We start from the raw sequence: 20,264 nt of genomic DNA on the forward strand, positions 1-20,264 counted from the left end.
GAACACCGATCTTGCTTTAAGGCAGTTCGATCGTCTTATGATCCTTCGATTCCTTATAGAGAACAATCGTCTTTCCGATGACTTGGACCAATTCGGCCCCGGCACCTTCGGCCAGCTCCTCAGCGATGTCGCGAGGATCCTCCAGGCAATTGTTGAGCACCGAGATTTTCAGCAGCTCCCGCTTCTCAATCGCTTCTTCGATGTGGCGGATCAAATGCTCATTGCTGCCGCCTTTGCCTACCTGGAACAGCGGGTCCAAATGATGGGCAAGCGAACGTAAGTGTCGTTTTTGCTTTCCTGTTAACATGCTTGGTCATTACCCCTTAATCATCATCTATACAAGCCTATCGCTTGTTTAAAAACTATATTGTAGCTTTAGCTTACCCATTAATCAATAAACAAAAGAATGAATCCTTATAGCAAGCTTGCGAGTACCGCTTCCTTCATCGCCTCCACCGGCGCCCTGAGGCCGGTCCAATATTCCAGGGCATAAGCCCCCTGATTAATGAACATGCCCAGTCCCCCGTGCACGGTGCAATTCCTCTGCTCGCTCTGCAGCAGCAGCTCGGTCTTCAGCGGATTATAGATCAGGTCGCTGACGACCGCCCCCTCAGGAATCCATTCCGGATGAACCGGCATTTCTGAAATTCGGGGGTGCATGCCGACTGAGGTCGTATTAATAATAACCTCAGCTCGCGAAAGCACTTCCTTCGCATGCTCTTCGCCGCAGCCGTGAAGCTCGGCCATCGTTCCCCATTCCTGCGCAAGCGCCTTGGCCTTGTCTTCGGTCCGGTTAATGATGGAGATCGATTCCGGCTGTTCGCCGATCAAGGCATAAATGATGCCTCGGGCAGCGCCGCCGGCGCCGAGCACCGCGATGCGCTTGCCCTTAAGATCCGGGCAAGCCTCCTCCTTCAGGGAGCGCACATACCCGATTCCGTCTGTATTGTAACCCGTCAGCCTGCCGTTATCGTTCACGATCGTGTTTACGGCGCCGATCCGGGCAGCGCCCTCGTCGATGGCATCCAAATACCGCATGACTTCCACCTTATGGGGAATCGTTACGTTCACTCCGCGAAATCCGAGCGTCTTGACCGACTCGATCGCATCCCCCAATCTTTCAGGCCGAATATGGAGCGGAATGTACGCCCCTTGGAGGTTTAATGCGGCAAGCGCCGCGTTATGCATGGCCGGCGATTTGGAATGGCCGATGGGATCCCCCATGACGCCGAGCTTCAAATAATCGGTGCCGGCTTGAGTTTCCTTCATTGTATTTCCCCCGTCTCTCCCGTGAGTAAACCGTCTTCAGTCATGAAGACGCGTTGACGACGCAATTAAATCAGCGAAGGACGAGCCAGCACCTTGACTCCCTTCGGCGCATGAACGGCCACTAGCGCTCCCTGGTCGCCATTGACCTTGATCCAGCCAAGGCCGGAAATGAACACATCGGTCCGGGAGCCTTTCGGGATCCGGATTTCATGCCTTGTCCATTCCGGCAGCTCGGCCAGCCTATCGCGGGTCGGCGGAGAGAGCAGCTCGCCCGCATGCTCTTCGAACAACGTGTCCGCCCGTTCAAGCTTCGTCCGGTGAATGTTGAGCCTTCCGCTGATAAAACACGTGAACGATTGATGGACTCCCTGCACGAAATCAAAGCGGGCAAAGCCGCCGAAGAACAGGGTTTGGCCTTCATTCAGCTGGTAAACGGCCGGCTTCAGCGGATTTTCCGGCATGACCTCGCGCAGATCCTCCCGGCTCACGATTTCACTGTAACGCCAAGGGTACACGATGCCCGGAGTATCGATAATATCTCGTCCGTCATCCAGCGGAATATGGACCATATCCAGCGTGGTCCCCGGGTAGCGGGAGGTTGTCAGCTCCTGCTCCAAGTCGCTGTAGTCGCGTATTAAGCGGTTGATCAGACTGGACTTTCCTACATTGGTGGCACCGACGACATATACGTCCCGGTCTCCTCTGTGATAGGCAACCGTTTCAAGCAGCCGTTCAAAGCCCTGATTTTTCTTTGCGCTGCACAGAACGATGTCCTCCGTCTTTAACCCATGTTCCTTACATTGCTTCTGGACCCAATTCAGAACCTTATTCCAGTTGGTCACCTTCGGTAAAAGATCGGTTTTATTGACAGCCAGTATAACCGGATTATTTCCGACAAAACGCTGCAGTCCCGAAATCAGGCTCCCTTCGAAATCAAAAAGGTCCACAATATGAATGACAAGGGCATTCTTTCCGCCGATCTGCCCCAGCAAACGTAAAAATTCGTCCTGATCGACGGCAACCGAGGACGCTTCATTATAATTTTTGATTCGGAAGCAGCGCTGGCAGATGACCGGATCGCGCTCCCATGCCTTCTCCGGCAAATACCCCGGCTGATCCTGGGCCTCGCTTTGAAGCCGGATTCCGCAGCCGCTGCATTTCTTGATGTCTTCGCCTGTTGGCAAGGTCATGATTTCGGTTCCTCCTCAAGCCATAGTCCTTTTTTGCGCAGCCGGGTTAACGCGATCCGCTCCACCCGGCGGTTCACCATACGCGTAAACCAGCCCTCGTCGTTAATGGCGATGGGCATCACCAGAACCGTATATAGACCGAGCCGGTTTCCGCCGTATACGTCGGTCAGCATTTGATCGCCGACGACAATCGTTTTGTCCGCGGTCAGCTCCATCATCTTCATCGCCTTGCGGAACGGGGCATTGCTCGGCTTCCGGGCTTCATGCACATATTGGATATCGAGCGGTGTTGCGAATTTCGACACCCGTTCGAGCTGGTTGTTTGAAACGATGATCAGCTGGAAGCCGATCTCCTTCACTTTCTTAAACCAGTCCACGAGCTCCGGCGTGGCGAGCGGCGCTTTCGCACCGACGAGCGTATTGTCGAGATCCGTAATGATTCCGCGATATCCTTGCTCGTACAGCTCTTCCAGATCAATATCGAAAACCGTATTGACACGGAGCTTCGGAATTAGCATTTCAAACAATTTCGTCACCTCAATTTCATACGAAAAACTATACCATAATCCGGTTCCGTAGTAAAAATAATCACGAACAAAAGCACTTGAATCGCTGATGCCGAAATGTTCAGCAAAAGACCACCGTCATCCCACTAAAAAGGACTCGGGCGGCCTATGCATTTACCGATGCCGGTTAAGATCAGAATAATACCGTCTTCCGGGATCAAGCCCGTTGAAGGCAGGCATCCCTCTTCACATGGATAAGAACTGCCGAGCTCCTCTTTAAGCCAGACGAACCTTCCGAATCATTTTCTTGAGGACTTCCGCATCGGCTTGGACAAGACGCCACTGCTCCTCCGATACCTCTGCCGGACTATAGCGGGCTGTTTCGAACTGCTGCAGCAGCGGCTTCAGCTGCGGCTCCAGCAATGGATTGGCCTCGCTCCAGCGGCGAACCGACTCGCGCAGCGTCTCGCTGTCCTGACGGACCAATCCTTTCCGCTGCACCGACCGCAGCCATCGCTCGGTCTCCGCAATGACCTTGTCCGCAGCGGACAGCGGCTTCCCTGCACGGAGCCGCGCCCCGGCAAAGCGCAGATTAATGCGCATTCTCCACAGAATGTAAAAGATCCACAGCGCAATCACAACAGCTGCCGCAATGCCGATGCCTTTCCACCATCCGGAAGATTGATCATCCGATGCAGCGGCAGGTGTCGTCTCCGCCTCTTCCTGTTCCTCTTCTTCAACCTCTTCTTGAACCACTGGCTCAGCTTCAGGCTGACCTGTAAGGAGCGGCATACTAAAGCCAGGTGTCGCCTCAATCGGAATCCAGCCGTACTCGCCGAAGTAGACCTCGACCCATGAGTGCGCGTCGGCATTCGTTACCGTATAGGTCCCGCTGCTGACCGGACTCTGCCCGTCCATCGGGATGTATTCGCTGACTGAGCTGCTTCCGGGCGCATAGCCTTTTACCCAGCGTGCAGGGATATCCAGCGATCGGGTCATCATCACCATTGCGGTGGAGAAGTAATCGCAATAGCCCTCCCGGACTTCAAACAGGAAGCTGTCCACAAAATCCTCGCTTTGCTTGCGCGACAGATCAGGTGTATTGGTATATGAGTAGTTGCTCTGTAAGTATTGTTGCAGCAAAATGACCTTATCATACGGCGTTTCTGCCGATTCCGTGATTTGCTTGGCCAAATCGGTTACGCGGTCGGGAAAGTTTCTTGGGATCTGGAGATAGGCATCATCCACGGAACCGTTGTACAGTTGACTGTAGGTTTTGCCCCTAAGCTCTTCAAGTGGAATGACGGGAACCTCCGATACCAGCGTATAGCTTTTCGGGTAATCGCCGTTTCGTCCCCCCTGCAGATGCAGCTCAGCCCCTTCAGATACCCAGCTTAGACGCTCCGGATCGATAACCTCATCCAGCATTTGAACCTCATGGATCTTATAAGCTCCGAATAGGACCGGATACTCGGTATCGTTCAGCATCGTGACCGTTTGCTTCACGGTCTTGGTCGGCATGGAGCTTGCCTCCTCATCGGGAAGGCTCTCCCCGATCCCTACATCGGCCCCCGAGCGTCTTCCGCTCCGGTCGGCCCAGCCTGTTCCGGAGTAAACGGCCCTTGTCTCCCCGCGCCAATAACTGCGCTCCTCCGAGCTAACCGACATCACCGGGGAGTAATCAAAGTTGAAGCCGCTGCCCAGATCGTTATCGCCTCTTCCATATCCGGACGAGCTCTCTACCGGAGCTTCGATCAAGGTACCGGTACCGCTCGTGCTGACGCCGGACAATGGCACTCCGCTCCATTCCCTCCATGCCGTATAAGGGTCGGTCAGCGTCGGATTGATGTGCGGCATATTGACACCGGCAACGATAATGAGCGAGAAGATGACGAGAATGTTGGCAATGATTTTAAACGGAGATCTGGATAAGTTAACCCATCCCTGCGGGAACCGTCTGCGAAAGCGGTTGAAGTGGTTCGTCACGAGCCAGCCCATGCCTGCTCCGGCTACCCATGCCGTCTCATCCCATAGAGTGACCTTCGTGAACGAATCCAGAACCGCAAGGCCGATCACGTTCAATCCGACAACAAACAGAATGCGCCGCTTGGTCTTCGCCCAGAGAAATATAAAGACGAAAATTGCCCACGCTGCAACAGCGAACCATAAATACGGGAATAAATACATCAGTTCATCGGATAATACCGTATCCGGTCCGAATGAAGGCACCGGCCTGCCGCCGGCTTCCAGCAGCTTAAACACGCTGTACAGAATCAATAGGAATTGCAATACAAGCCTAAACACCTGCTTAAGCGGTATCAGCGCTTCAATCACCGCGGTAATGGTAATGGCGGCGATTACAATCGCCGTCGTCTCCGACAGCCAGATGGATTCCGTGAAGGATACCCATTGCATGCCGATGATCCAAATCCACAGCACCGTCAGCGTATTAAAAAATGTCGTTGACAGCTTATCAAGCCACAGCTTCAAGCGACTCCACCTCCCAACGCAGCAGGCAGCTCCTCAAGCGATGAGACGGAGTAACATGAAATCCCCCGCGACCTCAGGATCGAGATCGATTCATCGCGAAGCGGCTTGCCGCCGGGATTCATGATTTGCAGAAAGCATGGATTCATGCCTCTGGCTTCCACCCAGCGTAGGACTTCGGACGCCTCCCTGCCGCTCATCGGACTGATGAGCAGGAGCACGGCTCCCTGCGGGAAATGGCGGTAGGAGCGTTCTAGCTCTGCAATCAGGCTGCCCTTGCGGTTGTAATCCACATCGACCAAATGCTGAATCATGCGCATACGTTCCCCTGCCTGCTCCGTCGGAGGAAACAGCTTGCCTTCCTCTGTGGCCGTAAACAAACCCGTTCCCGCATGCTCCTTCGCACCATATTCAATCAGCGAAGCGGCAGCAGATACGGCAACCTCGAATTGCTGATCGCTCACATAAGCATTCTGGGCGCCATCCAGGACGATCAGCGTCTTGGGAAAGGATTCATGCTCGAACTCCTTGGATTTCCACGAACCGGTCTTCGCCGTCGCGTTCCAGTGAATCCGCGAAATCCGATCGCCATAAACATAATCGCGCACCCCATTAATTTGAGTCGTCTCCCGCCTTGAGGCAGATACTGTTGTATGCGTACCGCCGAGCCGGGATCTATGGATATTCCGGTTCCATTTCGGAATATAAACCGTCCTTGGGAGGACCCTAAATTCCGTGTTCACTTCGATCCGTCCCCGATGCTCCATGATGCCGAAGATATCCTCGCTGATACATTCCGTCCCGGCGAACGCATACCGCCCCCGCTCGAGAGGCGGAGTCTGGAATACGAGCACCCCGGCACCGCGCATGTTCGGGATAATGCTGTCTTCGAATGACCATGAATCGCCGTTATGTCTTTGCAGCACTTCCTTGACGACCAAATACGGCATCGGCAATAACCCGGGGACGTTCACATCGAGCCGAACGCGCACCTGCTCCCCGGCATGAAGCTGATCGCGGCGATCCCGGTCACCGAGAATGTTGCGCTTCGCCTTTACGCGCCTCACCCCGCCAAAGCCCGCTCCGATGACATATACGGATAAGAGGCTGACCATGGAAAAGAGCATGAGAGAGGTTTTCCCTCCTTGAAACAACACGTACAAAAGACATAAGCACCAAACCGTCAATACCGCTGCCAGTCTGGACGGCTGCATGCCATTTAGAAATACGGAAACGGCGCGCCGCATGCTTATCTCCCCATTTGAACAGGCACTTTAACCTGTCGCAAAATAAAGTCCAGCACCGATTCGGGCGTTGCATTATCGAGCCGTGCTTCCGGACGCAGCATAATCCGGTGTGAGAGGACGTAAGGGGCAAGCGTCTTCACATCATCAGGCAGCACGTAGTCACGCTGCTGAAGGAAGGCAAAGGCTTTGGCCGCATTCATGAAGGACAGCGTTGCCCGCGGGCTTGCGCCCAGCATGACGGAAGGGTGCTCCCGCGTTGAGCGGGTGATGTTCAACAAGTAATCGGCAACCGGTTCGCCGATAAATATGTCGCGAATCTCGCGCTGAATTGCGGAGACGGTATCCATATGCGTCACAGGTTTCAGCCTATCCGACAGCTGTCCGTCCTTCGAGGCATACATGAGCTGCTTCTCGGTTGCCGCATCGGGATATCCCAGGCTTAGCTTCAGCATGAAACGGTCAAGCTGCGCCTCCGGAAGCATATAGGTTCCCTCGAAATCAATCGGGTTCTGGGTGGCGCACAGCATGAACGGATGCGGAAGCTCATGCGTCTCCCCGTCCACGGTCACGCTGCGCTCTTCCATGACTTCAAGCAGAGCGGACTGCGTCTTCGTCGTGGCCCGGTTAATCTCATCTGCGAGCAAAATATTGGTCATGACAGGTCCCGGCCGGAAATAAAACATTTCATCTCGGGGGTGAAATACGGATACCCCTGTTATATCACTCGGAAGAATGTCCGGATTGCATTGAATACGCCGGTAATCTCCCTGCATGGATTTAGCCAGTGCTTTGATCAATTGCGTTTTTCCCGTTCCCGGTACATCCTCGATCAGAACATGTCCACCAGCGAGCAGCGCCGTAAGGAGCAATTGGATCTCGAATTCTTTGCCTAGCAGGCACGACTCCAGATTGGATCGCACCGAGGAAATGATTTTCATGGATTCTTGGCTTACGGGCATGTATGACTAACCTCCTGTAAGGGAATAAATACTTAATTTAGTACTATTGTACATGATCGAGGTCGCAGAGTACATTCGCAGCCATATTTTGTTCCTTAACCAACGCCAGACTTGCTTTAAACAGCAAAAAACCCTGGTTGTTTAACCAGGGCAGCATAGATGTCTGAACAGCTATAACATTAGCCTTTTGGCCTCACCAAAAGCGCAGCAAGAAAAGAGAATATGATCGCCGAGGATATCCCTGCACTCGTTACTTCGAATATCCCCGTCACGACCCCGATCCAGCCGTCCCGCTCCAGCTCTGTCAAAGCTCCGTGAACCAGAGAGTTGCCGAAGCTGGTGATCGGAACCGAGGCTCCGGCCCCGGCAAATTTGACAAGCGGTTCATACAGGCCGAACCCGTCGGCAATTGCGCCGGCCACGACGAGGGTGCTCATCGTATGCGCAGGGGTCAGCTTTATAACGTCCATCATGATTTGTCCGATAACGCAGATCAAACCGCCAATGATAAAAGCCCATAAAAACTGCATCAGTTGCTTCCTCCCGTCTCTATAGCTACTGCATGAGCAATGCACGGGATGCTCTCGCCTTGTTGGTATGACAGCGGCGACAACAGGGCACCCGTAGCAACGACCAGCACCTTGTTCAGTTCTCCTTTACGCATCCGGTTCAAGATATGGCCGTAAGTCACAACGGCTGAGCAGCCGCAGCCGCTGCCGCCAGCATTCACGTACTTCTGTTTTTCCAGATCGTAAATCATCAGACCGCAATCGGCAAAAACCGTGCCGTCCATGATGACATCGTTCTGCTTCAGAAGATCCTTGGCAATCGGCAGGCCGACGGATGCCAGGTCGCCGGTCACGATCAAATCATAATCTTTGGCTTGTCTGCCGGTATCTTTAAAATGCTTCGTAATCGTATCGGCCGCAGCGGGGGCCATGGCGGCTCCCATATTGAAGGGATCCTTGATGCCCAGGTCGACGACCTTCCCGATCGTGGCGTATGTGACGCGCGGTCCGTCCCCCTCGCTGGAGACGACGGAGCAGCCTGCTCCCGTTATGGTGTACTGGGCGTACGGAGGCTTTTGCGAGCCGTATTCCGTCGGATAACGGAACTGCTTCTCCACCGTACAGTTATGGCTCGCCGTGCCTGCCATCACATATTTCGCGGAGCCCGAATCCACGATCATCGAAGCGACCGCAAGGCTCTCCATGGAGGTGGAGCAGGCGCCGAAAACGCCGAGATACGGAACGCCAAGCTGCCTTGCTGCGAAGGAGCTGCTGATAATTTGGTTCATTAGGTCTCCGCCTACAAAGAACTGAAGCTGATCCTCCTTAATCCCGGCCTTCTCCGCAGCTTTCCGTGAAGCGTCCTCCAGCAGCTTACGTTCCGCCTTCTCCCATGTTTTCTCATTGATCTCGATGTTGTCGTATATATAATCGAAGTCTTCCGCCAGCGGCCCCTCTCCCTCTTCAGGTCCGACAATCGTACCGGTGCCGATAATGACCGGTTTGTTCTCGAACTGCCACGTTTGACCGATGATCTTCATCTCGCGTTACCTCCCCCCGATGCCGAGCACGGCGTATATGATGCCGATAATAAACGCCGCAACGGTACCGAACACGATCACGGAGCCGGCAAGCTTAAACATGCTAGCTCCCACTCCAAGGACCAGTCCCTCTGCCCGGTGCTCCAAAGCGGCCGAACACATGGAGTTGGCAAAACCCGTAACCGGCACCGCGCTTCCCGCACCGGCCCATTGGGCAATTTTGTCGTATACGCCAAAGCTGGTCAAAATGACGGAAATGATAATAAGAACGGCCACCGTCGGGTTGCTCGCTTCCTTCGTGCTCATATCGAACACGGTCATGAAAAAGCGCTGAATGCATTGACCGATCAAACAGATGAGGCCTCCGACCAAAAAGGCGCGTATACAGTTTTTAAATACGGCGCGGGGAGGCTCATGCTTCTTCGCAATCGCCTGATATTCGGCCGAGCTCATGGTACTGATATCAGACTTGGGCTTTTGGTTGTTGGAACCGGACATTTGGTTACACCTCCGCTGAATATTTAAGTATGGATTCTTCAACCAGCCTCGGAAAGCCATTATGGATATCACTCGATAATCATTATGCTTTGAACGAACTTCCTTTATGTTTGGAAAATCATCCTTAATGCAAAAGCCGCGCGGTGTCATGCTGTTTTGAACGATTCCGTCATCAGGGCGCAAACGGCCGCCACGGTGGTACGGCTCTCATGGGCAAGCATAAATGCAAAAAGACAGCCTTCCGTAACCGGAAAGCTGCCGATCGTAGTTGCTTGATTGAATTTAGCATAAATGTACCGTAACCATTTCGCCCATTAAATCAAAAAGTAATTCAGCAATATGACGAGCAGTATGAAAAGAATGATAATGAGCAGAAACTCGCCGAATTCAGCTTGCCGGCCGTACGATCCCACCCCGTATTCGCCCATATTTCTTCGCCCTTCCCCTGTCCATGACTCATTGACATGTTTTATTCCAGCGTATTCTTCGGGAATCATTTGGTGCTTGGACGATCTATTTTTCCTGAGCAAGCCGCGATTGTTTCATAGCTTGTAATGTAGACTTTTGCGGTATATAGGGGCATACTAAATAGGATGAACTCATACATACCTTTTTCCAAAGGAGCGAATAGCCTATGAATGAATCTACACGCGAATTGTTTCGGACGCTTACTGAATTTCCGGCTGCGCCGGGCTTTGAAAGAGAGCTGCGCGCTTGGGTAAAAAATGCACTCTCCCCATATACCGAAGAATTTGTACAGGATCGGCTCGGCAGCCTGTTTGCTGTACTGCGCGGGAACGACGAAGGTCCGAGAGTCATGGTCGCCGGGCATATGGATGAGGTCGGCTTCATGGTAACCGGCATTACGGAAGCGGGCATGGTGCGCTTTCAGCCGCTGGGCGGCTGGTGGAGCCAGGCCGTTCTGGCTCAGCGCCTGCAGATTATTACCGACAACGGGCCGATTATCGGGGTCGTCGGCTCCATCCCGACCCACCTGCTGGACGAAGCACAGCGCAGCAAGCCGGTCGATATCAAATCCATGTATATCGACATCGGCGCGGACAACAAAGCGGAGGCGGAATCGTTCGGCATCCGTCCGGGGCAGCAGATCGTGCCGATCTGCGAATTTACTCCGCTGGCCAATCCAAAAAAAATCATGGCTAAGGCATGGGATAACCGATACGGCGTCGGCCTGGCCATCGAGCTCGTTCAAGCTCTTCACGGAGAGAAGCTTCCGAATACGGTTTATGCCGGAGCCACCGTTCAAGAAGAGCTCGGACTTCGCGGCGCGCGGACTGCAGCCAACTTGATCCAGCCCGACATTTTCTTCGGCCTTGATGCAAGCGCGGCAAACGATATGATGGGCGACAAGAGCCAATTCGGCCAGCTCGGACAAGGGGCCTTGCTCCGCATCTTCGATCCGACGATGCTGACGCATCGCGGCATGGTGGAATACGTGCAGGATACGGCAGAGACGAATAAGATCAAATATCAGTACTTCGTATCGCCGGGCGGAACGGATGCCGGGCAAGTTCACTTAAGCGGCATCGGGGTTCCATCTACGATCATCGGCATTTGCTCCCGGTATATCCATACCTCGTCGTCCATCATCCACACGGATGACTACGAAGCAGCCAAGGAGCTTCTGATCAAGCTGGTAAAAGGGCTCGACCGGACGACCCTCCAAACGATTCTGGACCGGGCTTAACCGTAAACGGACTAACTAAATCAAAAGGGATAAAGCCAGCCTCCACTAAACGGGACTGACCCCATAGCGTAAGGCAAATTAAACACCTTCAAGAGAAGGATCCGTGTCGAAAGATATGGGGACAATCTTGGAGGTGTTTTTGCGTTGGCAAGAATCTGCTGTCCGGTGAAATTGGGAAGAAACATTGAAATGTGCCTGGCTGGCTGGTATTACAGTGAGAGAAAGAGAAGTCATGGGGCAATTGAACATGCGAAATAGGAGACAAGCGGAAGACCTGGAGAGTTGGCGTAGTGGTCCATGGAACCGGTGACAGTCCAATGTCGGCAAGCCGTTCTTCCTGTCCATTGCCGAGTGCAGGAGAAGTTCATATGTATCAGCATTTCCAAAGCAAGATCGGATCAGATGGATGAAGGAGTTCATGTTATAGTGGAGGAAGTAAAGCGCGAGTTCGGAAATCGCTGGTAAATATCATATCTTGGTCGAAGGGAGCGAGGCTTATCATGGAGCATAAGGAAAAAGTGTACAACACCGCGGTGGAAGCGACGCTGGAGGTCATCGGCGGAAAGTGGAAACCGGTCATTCTTTTTCATCTTACTTTCGGGAAAAGACGCAATAGCGAATTGTTAAGCCTGATTCCCCAAATCACCCAGAAAATGCTGACACAGCATCTGCGTGAGCTGGAAGAGGAGGGCATTATCGTACGTAAAATTTATAATCAGGTTCCGCCCAAGGTGGAGTATGAACTGAGCGAGTATGGCTGGAGCTTAAAGGAAATTCTGCATCTGATGTGCCGATGGGGAGATGCTCATATCGAGCGAAAATACGGCGAGTCCGCAACCGTTCTGGAAAAGCCGCTGCTTGAGGAATCGCATTAACAAGCAGAACAGAGCCGGCTAATATAGCCGGCTCTCTTGTGCAATCCGAAAACGGAATTACCGTTCATGTTCTGGTTGTGACGAGGTGAACGGAAGAAGCGCTCTCGGCTGCCTTGTTTCGGGAGCTTCAGTTACTGCCCGGTGTTTATGGAATGACCTTGCGACGCCGGAGCTCGTCAAAGATATTCAGGAACATGGCTTCCGTATCGACATACTCATGAAAACCGAAGCGGCGGGCCTTTGAGCCGTCCGCAAAGAAATCATAGTCCCAGGAGAACACGAAATCGCCGAATTTCCAGGATGAGACCTCTTGGTAAGAGTGCTTCGCAAGCCCATGCTTCTCAACCATGCGATTCCAGACCGGCTCCTTATCTGCCATGACCGTTTCCAGATTCATCTGCAGAGGCGGTGCGGTTTCCATCTCGAAATACTGCGCAATCTTCGGCCATAACTCGTTCCACCGGAACAGGTCCCCGTTCGCAATATTGAAGGCTTGATTGGCGCAGCGTTCATCGGTTGCCGCCCAAACGGTCGCCTTGGCAAGCAGACCGGCATCGGTCATCTCCAGCAGGCTGTGATAGGCTCCCGGCTTACCGGGAAAACGCAGGGGAATGCCAAGCTCTTTCGAAATCGACGCATATACGGCAATGACCATGGCCAGATTCATCGGGTTTCCAAGAGCGAAACCGCTGACAACGGAGGGACGCAGCGCTGACCAGGTCCAAGCTTTGCCCTTCTGCCGTTCCTCGAGGAAGTTCTGCTGATCGATATTGAATTCCGGCGGCATATGGTTCGCATCCGTCTCCCGGGCCGGCGTCTTGAATGGACCGAGATGAGCGCCGTACACTTTGTAGCCCTGCATTAGGCTTACATGCTGCAGGTTAGCGGCAACGGGCTCGATCGCTTCCACGACATGGACGAGCATGGCCAAATTCGGCGCGACGAGCTCGGCCCACGTCGGCCGATCCTGGTATGCCGCATAGAAAATATGCGTCACTTCGGTCAAGCCGCTTAATTTGGCGGCCGTATCCTCCCGGTCCAGCAGGTCGGCCGATACATAACGAACGCGGTTCGTGGACTCCCCGCCTCGGCGCGATACGCCGATGATATCCCAGTCGGGAAGCGTCGCAAGGTACTCGATGAGGTTGCGGCCAATCACCCCGTTGGCCCCTACAACCAAAGCCGTTTTTAGCGAATGATGTGAACGTTGATCCGTATTCATATAAGCGCATCTCCTAACGTCATGTATTGATTAATGTCATTTTGCACGTTAGGGTTCTGCTTGAGAAGTACGCACTTTGAAGTGATGTAATTACTTTTTGGTAACGTTTAAGCAGTACCAGCCCTTTTAGCTAAGAAATATGTTGACTTAAGCTTTCCCCAAGACCCGCTCCAGAAAGAGTACCGCTTCCCTCTTTTGATACTCATTCACCTCATGCCCGGAGAACGGATAATCCCGTATTTCCTTAGGTGCCTCAATCCGGTTATAAGCTGCGTAGATGGTCTCCGGCATGCATACCGTATCCTTCCAGCCGACAGAAACCATGACCGGCGCTTTGATTCTTGGGGCAAGATTCAGGATGTCGAAATGAGCCAGATGATACAGAATAGGATCCAGCAGATCCGGATAACGCTTGATATACTGGGCGATTTCCGTCAATGAGCTGGCCGAGTGCAGCACCCCGTAATCCATTCTGCACAGATTCGGAATGTCGGCCACGATTGCCGCCACCTTCGGATGCAATGCCCCGGCAAGGAGCGCAAGGCCGCCTCCCTGGCTTCCCCCGACGACGGCGATTTTGGCAGGATCTACCCCAGGCTGTGCCAGGGCAGCATCGACGGCTCTTACGGTATCGATGGCCATCGCCATATAGTAGGATCGATGAATGTCGGTAATGCCCTGGGATACCCAGCCCTTCACGACGCCGCCATCCAGGGGCAGCAGATTTCCCGTCTCTCCGCTCTGGCCCCGGACATCAGCTGCCAGCACGGAATAGCCGAGCATCAGCCAATGGGCATATCGCTCCGGAAGCCCTCGGTCTCCGGAATATCCAGGAAAGGTAATGACGCAAGGCCGTTTGGACGATTCATTGGAATCCGCAGGCGTTATGTACCAGGCATGGATCGGTGTCTGGTCAAAGCCGCGGTATGTCACCTTGGACACCTTCATATGGGGATACGGCGTTTCTTCCGGCTCACTATCGATTTGAAGCGGCGAGCCTGCGTATACATGGAGATAATGATCCCAGAATCGATTCAGCTCGTCCTCGTTCATCGTCGGTTCGGGACGGCAGTTGTTAAGTTCCCTCTTGCGAATCTGTATGGTATTCATTGGTTTGGTTGTTCGTCTCCTTTACCGTCGCTTGTTTCACGATTCATCGTTTACTGTACGATCGTCCCGATTGATATGCGCCCCAGTGAAATCAGTAATAATACGCACCCTCGGGAGTCTCTATAACAAGAGTATTTCGGCACCTTGGTTTGCATTCCCTCTCTGCCCGATATAAAATTCGATGTCTTTAACTCAACTTTAAATCTCCTAATAAGAAGGTTTGATAGATTTATGGGCGAAAACATAACTATAATAGAAATGAACTTTAAGAGATTGGAGACGATAGAAATGCTTCAAGGATTAACAACTGCAGGAATCGGAAAACTTGAAAGCGATTTACAGCTTATCGAACTCGCTTCCCGCTACGGTTTTGATTGCGTGGATTTAGATGCGAAAAGTTTGGTGGACCGTTTGGGAACAGAAGAGGCGGCAGCGCTGCTGCAGGCGAGCAATATTCAAATCGGCGCCATCGGATTGCCTGTGGAGTGGAGAGGAACGGATGAGCAGTTCCTGGAAGGGCTGGAGAAGCTTCCGTCCGCAGCAGCCGCGGCTGCTGCCTTGGGCTGCACTCGCTGCTGTACATACATTCTTCCTTCCACGGATGCGCCGGCTGCGCATTTCATGGCTGTGGCAACCAAGCGCCTTCGCAGCTGCGCCAATATTCTGGGCGCTTACGGCATTCGGCTGGGACTGGAATTCGTCGGGCCGCATCATCTGCGCACGCAGTGGAAGCATCCGTTCATCTGGACCGTTCAGGAAACGCTGGATTGGATCGATGCCATCGGCGAACCGAATGTCGGGCTTCTGTATGATGCTTACCACTGGTACACCAATGAAATGAGCGTGTCGGACATCCGCCAGCTGCGTGCGGACCAGATTGTTCATGTTCATATTAATGACGCCAAGGATATTCCGGTGCAGGACGTCCTCGATAATGATCGGCTGTATCCAGGTGAGGGAGTCATCGATTTGGCAGGCTTCCTTCGCGCGCTGAACGATATCGGGTATGCAGGGCCAGTCAGCCAAGAGATATTGACCGCTGCCCAGCCGACGGCTTCGCCTGAAGAGCTTGTCATCAGATCACGCACTGCTTTTGATCGGGTGTTCCAGGCTGCAGGGTTGATACAGCAATAAAGCACCGGATGCCCGAGCGTCACTATATAAGTGAACAATGAATGGATGTCAGGGCAAGTACGTAAAATGATCCTACAATCGCTGTTGGTTTCAGATTGGCCGCGGTTTTTCCGCATGATTTCCGGGATCACAGGGGACACTGTCGGTATATCAGGTACCATTCAGGAGGCTTCGCTATGAACCGGTTTAAGAAGGAAGAACGAGATGAGTATACGGATTTGTCGACCGTAGAGTCCCAGCGCAACGATCTGACTGCGGAAGAGTTTCCCGAAGGTCCTTTCGGCTCAAGCCTGATGACGGAATCGCTTGGCAAGAGCAGCCCGTGGAGAGCCGATCAGCGGCCGCCGAACAGCTTCGACTATGAAAATCGGGAGCTTCATCAGGAGCTGAAGCGCGACTATCCGTCCGAGGATCAAATCATTCAGACCGAATTCGATCAGGAAGAGTCCTGATCAACTCCAAAGCCAAACAGCCGGCCCCCTTGATGTAAATCATGCAAGGGGGCCGGCTGTTTCACGTTCCTATTTCATTTTCCCGACAACTTTCACTCTTAATCTTGTCGCATTCTCAGGATGATAGGCGAGCGGGGTTTCTTCCACTTCAACCAATTCGATCGTATCCGAGTCCGCACCGGCCAGTTTGGCCTGCTTGACCGCTTTTGCCTCCGCATCCTTCAGACAAGCCTCGCGCGGTTTCCGCGCATAAATATAAATCTGTTCATATTGCCCGCTGATTTGAGCAATGGACGCCCCGATGGCGTTGGCTACACTTCCGTTCTCCACTTTCATCATGCTGGCTACTCCCCGAATCGAATCCGGGATAATAATGCTGCCGCCGCCGACAAGAACGAGCTGAACGTCTTCCGAGGAGGTCTTCATTTTATCGATCGCTTGCTCGACGATTGCAGAAATTTCGGCCTGCACCGCTTTCGCAAACGCCTCCTCTATATGGGACACTAATCGCTTGTCGCCTACATCGGCCAGTCCCAGCCGGACGGCGATATCGGTGGTTGTCAGCGTGCTGCCGCCAAAGACAAGCGCTTCGTCGCCGATCCTGTAGCCGACACTGTCGGGTCCGACCGAGATCTTGCCGCTTTCGTCCACGCGGACAATACTGCCTCCGCCCAGTCCAACGGAGATAATGTCCGGCATTCGGAAATTGGTACGGATATCGCCGACTTCCACGGCAACCGACGACTCTCTCGGGAATCCATCCTGCAGAACGCCGATATCCGAAGTCGTACCGCCGACGTCCAGCACCATCGTGTCTTTGATCTTCGCCAAATAAGAAGCACCGCGAATGCTGTTCGTCGGGCCGCAGGCGATCGTGAGGATCGGAAACTGTTTGGCGTAATCAATAGACATTAATGTGCCGTCATTTTGACATAAATACACAGCCGCATCCGTAATTCCTTCCTCCTCCAAGGCGTTTACGAACCCTTGGGTGGTCGTCTCGATCACCTTGCACAACGCCGCATTCAAGATGGTCGCATTCTCACGTTCAATGAGTCCGACGGAGCCGATCAGGGAAGAGCAGGAAACCGGATAATCTTCTCCATATACCTCGTGAATAAGATCGCGGACACTTAGCTCCTGGTCGTTCTTGATGGAGGAAAATACGCCGATGACCGCGATGGACTCGACTTTTCCACGCCATGCTGCCAACAGCTCGCGAATTTCATCCTCATCGACTTCGCCGAGCACTTGACCATCGTATTCATATCCCCCATGAACTAGAGCGTAATTTCCCGACAGCTTCTCAACCATATCGTCCGGCCAAGCCGTATACGGAGGAACGGAAGCCGTTGCAGGATAGCCTAGGCGAATGACGCCGACCGTCGCCAGCTTTTTACGTTCCACAATCGCGTTGGTGCATTGCGTCGTGCCAAGCATGGCATGCGTAATTTGAGTTTTATCGATGCTTGATTCCTGCAGCAATTTCCTAAGCGATGCTTCGATCCCTGTCTGGATGTCCAGACTGGTTGGAGATTTTACGGAGTGAACCAACTGATGAAGCTCGTCCAAAATAATGGCATCCGTATTCGTTCCGCCCACATCGATTCCGATTCTATACATGATCAGCCACCGCCTTTTTCACCAGTTCTTCAATCGGAACATAATCGTAATCATATCCAAAGTACCGGGGTCCCGCCGTTTGGATTCCTTTATCCGTTCTCCATTTTTCATGCGCCGGAAGTCCGATTACCCGCACGCGCTTGCCATACTTCAGACTCTCGGTCGTGACGGGCGTTAACGTTTCATAATCAACCAGACAGAGCAAGTCCGGGGTCATGCCGACAACCTGACCGTCCCTTTCGGCAACGAGATTCTCATTTTGAAAATGAACCTTCATATTGCCGCCTTTGTGGGCTTCGATGCCTTCCAGATTCATTTTGCCGAGATTAAAGCCTCCCTTGGTTTCACGGATCACATCGACGATTTTTCCTTGGAACAGCTCGTAGCCGGACACCAACTTTAAAAGCTCATGCAGCTTTTCTTTCGCATCTCTATGGTTCGAGGAAATAATCTCCCCGATTTGCTCAGACAACGTAACCACATGATGGACCCCGCTTCTCTTCATTTGAGCCCCGGTCGTCGGGTACAGGCTCACCAAAGCGCTGGCCCCCATTTCGACCGTAGCTGCCCGGGCCAAGCGTTCTGTCCATTTGTTATCAATCGTTTCAAAAATGCCGATATTTCCTTTCTCGTCCGTAATCGCCATCGGCGTTGCCGAGATTCCATCCAGGTTAAATGTCACCATCTGCAGCTCGGGAAAGGCTCTGCCCATTCCGTCGCAATCGATCAGCGGCAGACCGAGCTGCGCCGCGACGACGATCGGGATCATCGAATTGACGCCGCCCGCTTCCATTGGGTATGTGCCTGCGATTTTGTCCTCTCCCAAATACCGGGCCAGCTTCTGAAAGACCTTCACAAACTCGCTTCCGTTCGGAAATTTCTCGGATGATACGGAAGGGGCTCCCATCATGGCTGCCGGAATAAAAAAGTCTTCATCGCCGATTTCATCGACCGAATACAATTTGACGGGCCCGTTCTTCTCAACAGCCGAAATCGCCATCAATTTTCCGATATACGGGTCTCCGCCACCGCCTGTTCCCAGGAAAGCAGCGCCAATCGCAATATTTTCAATCGAGGCTTTATCTAAATATCTCATCAGTGTTCCTCCAATATGACAGACTTTGTAACGGTAAAGCGATATCCTACCACATAAATGACAAATGAAATGACAATGCCGATCAACGGCTGATTAGATACCTGCGGTAAACTGGGGAGAAACGACAACACGACGGGTAGGCAGGCAATGACCGAACCGATCAGCCACGATAAAACGCCCAGTCGATTAACGCCCTCCGTTTCCTTCCAGCGGCTTTTATCCCCTTTGTTCATCACCCAATAAGCGGCAATCATGACGCCCGCTACGGGAGGCACCATGGCCGACAACACGGACATGACCGGCGTAAAGTAATCCAGAATGCCCACGACGGCAAGCACCGTCCCGATCAGTCCGGCGGCGCCTACCGCCCATTTTTCTTTTTCCTTGGAAACGTTAAAGACATTGATCAACGCAAACCCGCCCGAGATCGCATTCACCATATTGGTCTTCCAAGCCGCCAGGATCAGCACGATACCGCCGATCAACGGAGTGGCGATGTTCAAAAAGACGGCCGTAACATCATTCGTTTGGTAAGCCAGCGTCAAGACGGCCCCTACGCTAATCATCAGAACGCCTGCCGGTATAATCCCAAAGAGGGCGGCTTTCCACACATCGGAACGCTTCGCGGAAAATTGCGAATAATCCCCGGCAATAACCGCTCCGAGCGCAAAGGAGCCCATCGTTACCGCCAGCCCGTCCATGAAGCTCATGTTCTGCTCAGGTCTGTAGTTCGAAATAAGCTGCAGCGCCTCTCCATTCAGCGCTTGGACCAAACCATACACGCAAAGCACGACCAATAGCGGCACCGCAATATAACTGAGCACGCGCAGCACTTTGATTCCGTACATTGCAGAAACGACCATCACCAAGCCGCTGATCAGCGAGGCTATTGGGACCGGAATCGCAATATCAAACTCGGCCAACAAATTTGCCAGCGCCGCGCCGCACACATTGGCCTGAATCCCAAACCAACCGAGGCAGGCAATCGTCAAAATAATCGAAAGAATCGTGCGGGATCCCTTGCTGCCAAACACCTGACTCGCGACCTGAACGGTCGACTTGCCCAGCTCCGTGCTTTGAATCCCCTGTAAAATCATGAGGGCTACGATAATGGCATACCCGATCAAAGTAACCACTAAGGTTTGGGATAAGCTCATACCGGTGATGAGCGTATTCCCTACCAGGAGACCCGGTATGCTGATCATCGCGCCGGCCCAAACGATCCCCAGCGTGAACCAAGACTGCGTTTTTTCTGTATTGCTCATCCTATTCCGCTCCCTCCACTTGATCGAGTGACCAAAAACTATTTTTCTTATTGTAAAAGAAGAGGGACAAAGCG

Annotated in this window: 19 protein-coding genes; 4 read left to right on the forward strand and 15 right to left on the reverse strand. The window is 53.0% G+C overall.

Annotated features, from left to right (window positions below):
* Window positions 1-16: 16 nt before the first annotated feature.
* The 10 genes from yhbY to spoVAC all read right to left on the reverse strand — a co-directional run bounded on the left by yhbY (window position 17) and on the right by spoVAC (window position 9,705).
* A complete protein-coding gene (gene yhbY / locus NST44_RS27240) occupies window positions 17-307 on the reverse strand; it encodes a ribosome assembly RNA-binding protein YhbY (RefSeq protein ID WP_007129361.1) in 291 nt (96 codons plus the stop codon).
* Between the two features lie 107 nt (window positions 308-414).
* The gene (gene aroE / locus NST44_RS27245; RefSeq protein WP_007129360.1) at window positions 415-1,269 is read right to left on the reverse strand and encodes a shikimate dehydrogenase; all 855 of its coding nucleotides are present in this window, start codon (window positions 1,267-1,269) and stop codon (window positions 415-417) included.
* Between the two features lie 65 nt (window positions 1,270-1,334).
* Window positions 1,335-2,459, reverse strand: coding sequence for a ribosome biogenesis GTPase YqeH (gene yqeH / locus NST44_RS27250; RefSeq protein ID WP_007129359.1), 1,125 nt, complete (start codon window positions 2,457-2,459; stop codon window positions 1,335-1,337).
* Window positions 2,456-2,986, reverse strand: coding sequence for a YqeG family HAD IIIA-type phosphatase (locus NST44_RS27255; protein ID WP_007129358.1), 531 nt, complete (start codon window positions 2,984-2,986; stop codon window positions 2,456-2,458). Before NST44_RS27255 ends, yqeH begins: the two co-directional genes overlap by 4 nt.
* Window positions 2,987-3,241: 255 nt before the next feature.
* Window positions 3,242-5,455 (reverse strand): DUF4129 domain-containing transglutaminase family protein, encoded by a 2,214-nt coding sequence (locus tag NST44_RS27260; protein WP_007129357.1) that lies wholly within the window; start codon window positions 5,453-5,455, stop codon window positions 3,242-3,244.
* Complete coding sequence (locus tag NST44_RS27265) at window positions 5,452-6,699, reverse strand: DUF58 domain-containing protein (protein ID WP_007129356.1); 1,248 nt, start codon at window positions 6,697-6,699, stop codon at window positions 5,452-5,454. Before NST44_RS27265 ends, NST44_RS27260 begins: the two co-directional genes overlap by 4 nt.
* Before the next feature lie 2 nt (window positions 6,700-6,701).
* Window positions 6,702-7,658, reverse strand: coding sequence for an AAA family ATPase (locus NST44_RS27270; RefSeq protein WP_007129355.1), 957 nt, complete (start codon window positions 7,656-7,658; stop codon window positions 6,702-6,704).
* 179 nt (window positions 7,659-7,837) lie between these two features.
* Window positions 7,838-8,188 (reverse strand): stage V sporulation protein AE, encoded by a 351-nt coding sequence (gene spoVAE / locus NST44_RS27275; protein WP_007129354.1) that lies wholly within the window; start codon window positions 8,186-8,188, stop codon window positions 7,838-7,840.
* Window positions 8,188-9,207: a stage V sporulation protein AD gene (spoVAD, locus tag NST44_RS27280; protein WP_007129353.1), complete on the reverse strand. Its 1,020-nt coding sequence runs from the start codon at window positions 9,205-9,207 to the stop codon at window positions 8,188-8,190. Before spoVAD ends, spoVAE begins: the two co-directional genes overlap by 1 nt.
* Window positions 9,208-9,213: 6 nt before the next feature.
* A complete protein-coding gene (spoVAC, locus tag NST44_RS27285) occupies window positions 9,214-9,705 on the reverse strand; it encodes a stage V sporulation protein AC (RefSeq protein WP_007129352.1) in 492 nt (163 codons plus the stop codon).
* 634 nt (window positions 9,706-10,339) lie between these two features.
* On the opposite strand from spoVAC, the gene NST44_RS27290 reads away from it, so the two are divergent.
* Both NST44_RS27290 and NST44_RS27295 read left to right on the forward strand, forming a co-directional pair.
* Window positions 10,340-11,413 (forward strand): M42 family metallopeptidase, encoded by a 1,074-nt coding sequence (locus NST44_RS27290; RefSeq protein ID WP_028404355.1) that lies wholly within the window; start codon window positions 10,340-10,342, stop codon window positions 11,411-11,413.
* A 500-nt stretch (window positions 11,414-11,913) separates the two neighbouring features.
* Window positions 11,914-12,288, forward strand: coding sequence for a winged helix-turn-helix transcriptional regulator (locus NST44_RS27295; RefSeq protein ID WP_028404356.1), 375 nt, complete (start codon window positions 11,914-11,916; stop codon window positions 12,286-12,288).
* Between the two features lie 145 nt (window positions 12,289-12,433).
* Here NST44_RS27295 and NST44_RS27300 read toward each other — a convergent pair whose 3' ends face one another.
* Together NST44_RS27300 and NST44_RS27305 are read right to left on the reverse strand one after the other, a co-directional pair.
* Window positions 12,434-13,510: an SDR family oxidoreductase gene (locus NST44_RS27300; protein WP_210095242.1), complete on the reverse strand. Its 1,077-nt coding sequence runs from the start codon at window positions 13,508-13,510 to the stop codon at window positions 12,434-12,436.
* Between the two features lie 147 nt (window positions 13,511-13,657).
* A complete protein-coding gene (locus NST44_RS27305; protein WP_007129346.1) occupies window positions 13,658-14,620 on the reverse strand; it encodes an acetylxylan esterase in 963 nt (320 codons plus the stop codon).
* Window positions 14,621-14,908: 288 nt separating this feature from the next.
* Here NST44_RS27305 and NST44_RS27310 point away from each other — a divergent pair, with 288 nt between their 5' ends.
* The gene (locus tag NST44_RS27310; protein WP_040738439.1) at window positions 14,909-15,754 is read left to right on the forward strand and encodes a sugar phosphate isomerase/epimerase family protein; all 846 of its coding nucleotides are present in this window, start codon (window positions 14,909-14,911) and stop codon (window positions 15,752-15,754) included.
* Between the two features lie 176 nt (window positions 15,755-15,930).
* Complete coding sequence (locus NST44_RS27315; RefSeq protein WP_007129344.1) at window positions 15,931-16,206, forward strand: hypothetical protein; 276 nt, start codon at window positions 15,931-15,933, stop codon at window positions 16,204-16,206.
* Between the two features lie 69 nt (window positions 16,207-16,275).
* Here NST44_RS27315 and NST44_RS27320 read toward each other — a convergent pair whose 3' ends face one another.
* From NST44_RS27320 to NST44_RS27330, 3 genes are read right to left on the reverse strand one after another with little or no spacing between them, the layout of a single operon-like run.
* Complete coding sequence (locus NST44_RS27320) at window positions 16,276-17,829, reverse strand: hydantoinase/oxoprolinase family protein (protein ID WP_340901126.1); 1,554 nt, start codon at window positions 17,827-17,829, stop codon at window positions 16,276-16,278.
* On the reverse strand, window positions 17,822-18,925 hold the full coding sequence (locus tag NST44_RS27325) for a DUF917 domain-containing protein (RefSeq protein WP_007129342.1): 1,104 nt from the start codon (window positions 18,923-18,925) through the stop codon (window positions 17,822-17,824). The genes NST44_RS27320 and NST44_RS27325 overlap by 8 nt, the downstream gene beginning before the upstream one ends.
* Complete coding sequence (locus tag NST44_RS27330; protein WP_007129341.1) at window positions 18,925-20,190, reverse strand: cytosine permease; 1,266 nt, start codon at window positions 20,188-20,190, stop codon at window positions 18,925-18,927. Before NST44_RS27330 ends, NST44_RS27325 begins: the two co-directional genes overlap by 1 nt.
* Window positions 20,191-20,264: the final 74 nt, after the last annotated feature.

It is taken from the genome of Paenibacillus sp. FSL W8-0919 (genome assembly GCF_038003785.1).
Lineage (GTDB): Bacteria > Bacillota > Bacilli > Paenibacillales > Paenibacillaceae > Paenibacillus_AQ > Paenibacillus_AQ lactis.

Coding starts and splice junctions, on each gene's coding strand:
- NST44_RS27315 (WP_007129344.1), top strand. CDS start 15,931: ATGAACCGGTTTAAGAAGGAAGAACGAGATGAGTATACGGATTTGTCG.
- NST44_RS27295 (WP_028404356.1), top strand. CDS start 11,914: ATGGAGCATAAGGAAAAAGTGTACAACACCGCGGTGGAAGCGACGCTG.
- NST44_RS27310 (WP_040738439.1), top strand. CDS start 14,909: ATGCTTCAAGGATTAACAACTGCAGGAATCGGAAAACTTGAAAGCGAT.
- aroE (WP_007129360.1), bottom strand. CDS start 1,269: ATGAAGGAAACTCAAGCCGGCACCGATTATTTGAAGCTCGGCGTCATG.
- spoVAD (WP_007129353.1), bottom strand. CDS start 9,207: ATGAAGATCATCGGTCAAACGTGGCAGTTCGAGAACAAACCGGTCATT.
- NST44_RS27300 (WP_210095242.1), bottom strand. CDS start 13,510: ATGAATACGGATCAACGTTCACATCATTCGCTAAAAACGGCTTTGGTT.
- NST44_RS27265 (WP_007129356.1), bottom strand. CDS start 6,699: ATGCGGCGCGCCGTTTCCGTATTTCTAAATGGCATGCAGCCGTCCAGA.
- NST44_RS27290 (WP_028404355.1), top strand. CDS start 10,340: ATGAATGAATCTACACGCGAATTGTTTCGGACGCTTACTGAATTTCCG.
- NST44_RS27270 (WP_007129355.1), bottom strand. CDS start 7,658: ATGCCCGTAAGCCAAGAATCCATGAAAATCATTTCCTCGGTGCGATCC.
- NST44_RS27320 (WP_340901126.1), bottom strand. CDS start 17,829: ATGTATAGAATCGGAATCGATGTGGGCGGAACGAATACGGATGCCATT.
- NST44_RS27325 (WP_007129342.1), bottom strand. CDS start 18,925: ATGAGATATTTAGATAAAGCCTCGATTGAAAATATTGCGATTGGCGCT.
- spoVAC (WP_007129352.1), bottom strand. CDS start 9,705: ATGTCCGGTTCCAACAACCAAAAGCCCAAGTCTGATATCAGTACCATG.
- NST44_RS27330 (WP_007129341.1), bottom strand. CDS start 20,190: ATGAGCAATACAGAAAAAACGCAGTCTTGGTTCACGCTGGGGATCGTT.
- NST44_RS27305 (WP_007129346.1), bottom strand. CDS start 14,620: ATGAATACCATACAGATTCGCAAGAGGGAACTTAACAACTGCCGTCCC.
- spoVAE (WP_007129354.1), bottom strand. CDS start 8,188: ATGCAGTTTTTATGGGCTTTTATCATTGGCGGTTTGATCTGCGTTATC.
- yhbY (WP_007129361.1), bottom strand. CDS start 307: ATGTTAACAGGAAAGCAAAAACGACACTTACGTTCGCTTGCCCATCAT.
- yqeH (WP_007129359.1), bottom strand. CDS start 2,459: ATGACCTTGCCAACAGGCGAAGACATCAAGAAATGCAGCGGCTGCGGA.